Source organism: Neokomagataea thailandica NBRC 106555 (assembly GCF_001598495.1).
Lineage (GTDB): Bacteria > Pseudomonadota > Alphaproteobacteria > Acetobacterales > Acetobacteraceae > Gluconobacter > Gluconobacter thailandicus_A.
On the sequence record NZ_BCZB01000052.1, the window covers coordinates 1 to 4,884 of the forward strand.

The following is a 4,884-nucleotide window of genomic DNA, read 5'->3' on the forward strand; positions in this document are numbered from 1 at the left end:
TGACGGTGGTGGATGATGGCACATTGCCGGAACGGCGCGGGTCATTGACCATTGATGATGAAGGTACGCCGACGGGCCGCAATGTGCTGATTGAGGATGGTATTTTGCAGGGCTATTTGCAGGATCGGCTCAATGCCCGCTTGATGGGTGTCTCCCCAACGGGGAATGGCCGTCGGGAGTCTTATGCCCATGCACCCATGCCGCGTATGACCAACACGCTGATGTTGGGCGGTCAGGCCACAACAGAGGACATGATCCGCTCCGTGAAGAACGGCCTTTATGCGGTGAATTTTGGCGGTGGGCAGGTGGATATCACCTCGGGTAAGTTCGTTTTTGCTGCATCGGAAGCGTATCGCATTGAGGATGGAAAAATTACGACGCCGGTGAAGGGCGCAACGCTGATTGGCAATGGTGCCGATGCGATGAATCGTATTTCCATGATTGGTCAGGATGTTGCGTTGGATCCGGGTATCGGAACATGTGGTAAGGCCGGGCAAGGTGTGCCGGTCGGCGTTGGGCAACCGACCTTGAAGTTGGCTGGGTTAACCGTTGGCGGAACGGTATAGCGTTCTGCTGGGTTATCGTCAGGGCGTTTGTTGGTAAGGGGCGTGTTTGGGGTCATGAAACACGCTGTGTCGGACGGGGAGAGGCATGTCGCATCATCAGACAAAACCGTTAACGGAAGGCGCAAGGCTGGATCGTGTTCTGGCGCGTTTGCCTAAGGATTGGCGTATTACGATTGAACGTGATGAGACGACGTTTTGGTCTGTGGTCTTAGCTGACCCAGAGGGGGCGTGTGTGTCTGAAACTGGGCCGTCTTTGGGGGAGGCCCTTGAGGCCGCATGGCGTGTTTTGCGCCGTCCGCCGGCTTAACACCCATGGATATGGTGTGGGTGTTGTCATGTTGCTGAAGAACAAAAGGCTTTGTGAGAAAACGCAAAGCCTTTTTTGTTTCTTATATAAGGTAAAGAGGTTTCTGTACCGTTGTGCGGAGAAGGTCGCGCCCAAGGCGGAGGGAGGCGGTTAGTGGGCAAGTGCTGTTAAGAAAATGCGGCTTAAGAGAGGTTGTACAATAAACTGGATGGCCAGCAAGAGCACTATGGGGGAAAAATCTAAGCCGCCCGTGGCCGGAAGAATGCGTTGTATAGGGTTGAGAACAGGCTCTACGATGCGGCCCAAAGTGTTGTAAAGGCTATAGAAAAAACGATTATTGATGTTCAAGACGCCATAGCCGAGCAGCATGGATAGGACGCAATATCCAAGCAAAACCCATGTAAACACATGGATGAGCATTTGGATGAGGAGGTACAGATCGAACATGAAGGTGCCTTGTCTGCGAGGGGGTTGAAAACCGTGGAAAGTTTTAGAATAGGAACTGTTTACGCTTAGAATTTGGTTTTTATCGGGCTTGTTTAGGAACGACAACCGGTACGCAGTGTGCCGCTTGGGGCATGTCAGTTCCATGTTTATGGCAGGGTGACGGATGGCGGAACTATGATACAGGGTAACATCATAGTGTTTTAAAAGAATATTTCATCTCGTGTGATGCTTAGGGAGATAAAGGTGGTGGTAGTGATGTTCGGTAAAACGGTCTCCCGCTCACGAAAAACGAACATTTTGGCAGGTGTATCGGCCTTGTCGATGCTGGTATCGGTGACGGCTCAGGCTGCTGAAAAGGTTTCGCCTAAGACGTCTAAAGCGCGGAGCGTGGAGGCTGCTCACGTGGAGCAGGTGACGGTTGAGGGGTTTGCGGACCGTAATGAAGGGCACCAGCCCGGTGGTGGTTTGATCCACCCGCAATCAGGCGTGAAGTCCGTCAGTACGGTCGGGCAGGATTACATCATGAAACAAGCGCCGATGGCGACGGCGTTTCAACTGGTGTCGTTATTGCCGGGGGCGAATGTCTCTACGTCGGACCCGATGGGATTCTCGCCCAATACGGATATTACCGTGCGTGGTTTGAGCAATGATTCCATTGGTTATGTTTTGGAAGGCATGCCGCTGAATGATGTGTCCGCTTATAGCGGTACGCCAAGCCAGTTTGCGGATAGTGAGAATTATCAAGAGATCGCGCTGGCGCAGGGCTCTGCGGATTTGAATAGCCCGGTGCTCAATGCGGTTGGTGGGTTGATTAATATGACCTTCCGGGACCCTGCACAAAAGGCGGGCGGATACGCTGCGGTATCGTATGGCTCATACAATACCAATCGTGAGTTTTTACGCTTGGATACGGGGGATATTGGGCATTCGGGTGTGCGTGGGTTTATTTCATATTCGCATGGCGCGACGGATAATTGGCGCGGGCCCGGGCGGGATAAAAAGCAGCATGTTGATTTTAAGCTGCTGAAGGAATGGGGTGAAGGAAGCCGCGCTGCGCTCGTAGGGTCGTTTAACACCACGATTACCAGTTGGTACCCAGAGCCGACAATGGCCACATGGAAGTCGGACGGCATTGGTGGGCAGAATAACCTTCTGGCGCATTATGACGCGCAGAACGCTGAAAATGGTGTGAATTACTGGCGTTTATGGCGTGATGGGGAGCGCACACTTTATGGGGGCGCGCCCGTGCATGTGCGCCTGAACGCGCATTGGTCCGTTGATGCTGAAGCCTATGCGCAGATGGCTTATGGGAATTGGCCGGGCGGCAGCACGCTTTCTGAAACGGGGGTGTATCAAGGGACACAGCCTGTCCCTGGCACATTGAACCTGTCGAACACGGTTGATGGTGTTGGGGTTGTACGGGCGGATTATACGCAGCGGAGTTACCGCTCCGGCTTTACGACGACGGTGCATTATAAGCGCGGCTGGAATGATGTTCTGCTGGGTTATTGGTATGATTATGGGGATGATAACCAGCAGCAGCCCTTCACGTCCGTGCAAGCGAATGGGGTAGCGCCGGATATTTGGGCTGAGAAAGCCTCGTATGTTGTGCATATGCCCAATGGTCAGGCGCTGTTGGGAGATAGCTTCCACACAATTTCGCAGACCAATGCGCTGTTTGTGGGCGACCATATGAGCCTATGGGGTGATCGCTTGGCGGTGGATGTGGGGTTGAAGGCGGTGATGATGCGCCGTTTTGGGACGAACTCTATGCCCGGCCCGCAATATCATGCGATTTCAAACAGCTTTGAGCCATTGCCGCGTTTGGGTGTGCGGTGGCGTATTGATAATGCCAATCAGCTTTTCATGAATGTGGCCACGAACTTCCGGGCACCGACGGAATCCGCTTTGTATAATAGCTATGATCCGGGGTCTGGTTCTGTGCTGACGCAGGGCGCGACGCATGTGCAGAATGAATATTCGATTTCGGAAGAGCTGGGGTATCGTCGGACGGGGCGTTGGTTCATTGGGAGCCTGACGTTGTTCAATTACAACTTTACGAACCGCCAGATTCAAACACAGGCTGTGCAGAATGGCTCTGTGATTAACACCACGTTAAACGCTGGTGGGCAGACGACGCGCGGTGTGGATGTGGAGATGGGGCTGCGCCCGTGGCACCATCTGGCGCCTTATGTATCGGGGGAATACCTCAATGCAACGGTGGATAGCAACATTGTGGCGGGGGATGATTATGTGCCGACGCGCGGTAAGCGTGCGGTGCGGAGCCCAACCCTACAGGCGGCCGCTGGGCTGACGTATGATGATGGGCATATTTTTGGCGTGGCAACGGTGCGTTATACGGGCCATCAATATGCGACCTTCATGAATGATGAGCGGATGCCTGATCATACGACGGGTGATTTGGCGATTGGCTATCGCTTCTCGGATCATCTGCATTTGCAGCAGCCAACGTTGCGGATGAATTTTATGAACATCACCAACCAGCATTATCTCTCAGGCGTGGCAAGCCCGACCTTGAACGCGAAGGATGTGACGGGCGTTTCGGGCACGACGATTTCTGGAAGTGCGCCGAGTTACTTCATTGGTGGTGGGTTTGCAGCGCTCTTTACGGCATCGACTGGGTTTTAAGGATGGTGGATCTGCGGTGTGGTGAGGAGGCTGTAGTTGCGGAGGGGGAAGCCTCTCCCGACGTGCATTATGTGCATGGGTTAGGGACTGCACCGCAGCAATCTGACTGGCCAGCATTGTGTGAAAGCGAACTCTCAGCACTGTTAGAGCAGTTTTATGATGTGGGCGCCTTGCGGGAGATTTCGTGGCACAGTCCGCGGCCTTTTTCCTCAGCTGCGCGGATTAAAACGACGAAGGGCGTTTTTTTCATGAAGCGCCATGCGGCAGCGCTGCGGAGCCAAGAGGATATTTTAGAGGAACATCGTTTTATCCGCTTTTTGGCAGGAAAGCAGATCCCTGTGGTGCGGCTGGTGCCGAGCCGTAATGGAGAGACGGCTCTTGCTCTCCATGGGTGGACGTATGAGCTGCACTATATGGGGCGAGGTGAAGATGTATATCGTGACCATACATCTTGGACGCCGTTTATACGGTGGGAGCATGCGTATCAGGCTGGAGAGATGTTGGCGCGGCTGCATGGTGCGTCTTATTTGTATGGGGCACCGGCTCGTTCTACGAGGCTGCTTATCACGAATGCACGTCTTTTTGGGCAGGTAGACCCTATGGCGGCGCTGGAGCGTGCGGTGGTGGAACAGCCTGCGGTGGGCGAGTATTTAGACCAGCATATGTGGCGTACTGACGTGTTGGAGCGTGTTGTGCAACCGTTTCACGTGGCAGCGTATCAGGCGTTGCAGCGTGGACCTGTGATGTGGGGACATGGGGATTGGCATGGCTCGAATGCCTTATGGTCTTCCGCAGGGGGAGATGCGCAGATGAGCACGGTGCTTGATTTTGGGCTGGCGGATCGGAGTTCGGCCTTTTTGGATGTTGCGGTCGCTTTAGAGCGCAGCATGGTGTCGTGGTTGGATATGGAAGGGG

General features: G+C 54.0%; 5 protein-coding genes. 4 read left to right on the forward strand and 1 reads right to left on the reverse strand.

What is annotated here, in order from left to right; genetic code table 11:
* A partial coding sequence (locus NTH01S_RS11130; protein WP_245642388.1) for a metallopeptidase TldD-related protein occupies window positions 1-566 on the forward strand: 566 nt, incomplete at its 5' end.
* 85 nt (window positions 567-651) lie between these two features.
* The gene (locus NTH01S_RS11135) at window positions 652-873 is read left to right on the forward strand and encodes a hypothetical protein (RefSeq protein WP_068173712.1); all 222 of its coding nucleotides are present in this window, start codon (window positions 652-654) and stop codon (window positions 871-873) included.
* Between the two features lie 150 nt (window positions 874-1,023).
* Here NTH01S_RS11135 and NTH01S_RS11140 read toward each other — a convergent pair whose 3' ends face one another.
* The gene (locus NTH01S_RS11140) at window positions 1,024-1,320 is read right to left on the reverse strand and encodes a YggT family protein (RefSeq protein ID WP_068173713.1); all 297 of its coding nucleotides are present in this window, start codon (window positions 1,318-1,320) and stop codon (window positions 1,024-1,026) included.
* Between the two features lie 255 nt (window positions 1,321-1,575).
* Between NTH01S_RS11140 and NTH01S_RS11145 the strand changes: the two genes are divergently transcribed.
* The gene (locus NTH01S_RS11145) at window positions 1,576-3,969 is read left to right on the forward strand and encodes a TonB-dependent receptor (RefSeq protein ID WP_157070968.1); all 2,394 of its coding nucleotides are present in this window, start codon (window positions 1,576-1,578) and stop codon (window positions 3,967-3,969) included.
* A gap of 2 nt (window positions 3,970-3,971) precedes the next feature.
* Window positions 3,972-4,884: phosphotransferase enzyme family protein (locus NTH01S_RS11150; RefSeq protein WP_068173717.1), on the forward strand; the 913-nt coding region annotated here is incomplete at its 3' end.

Bases quoted from the DNA above. Each gene is read 5' to 3' on its own strand.
- NTH01S_RS11135 (WP_068173712.1), top strand. From the start codon at position 652: ATGTCGCATCATCAGACAAAACCGTTAACGGAAGGCGCAAGGCTGGAT.
- NTH01S_RS11140 (WP_068173713.1), bottom strand. From the start codon at position 1,320: ATGTTCGATCTGTACCTCCTCATCCAAATGCTCATCCATGTGTTTACA.
- NTH01S_RS11145 (WP_157070968.1), top strand. From the start codon at position 1,576: ATGTTCGGTAAAACGGTCTCCCGCTCACGAAAAACGAACATTTTGGCA.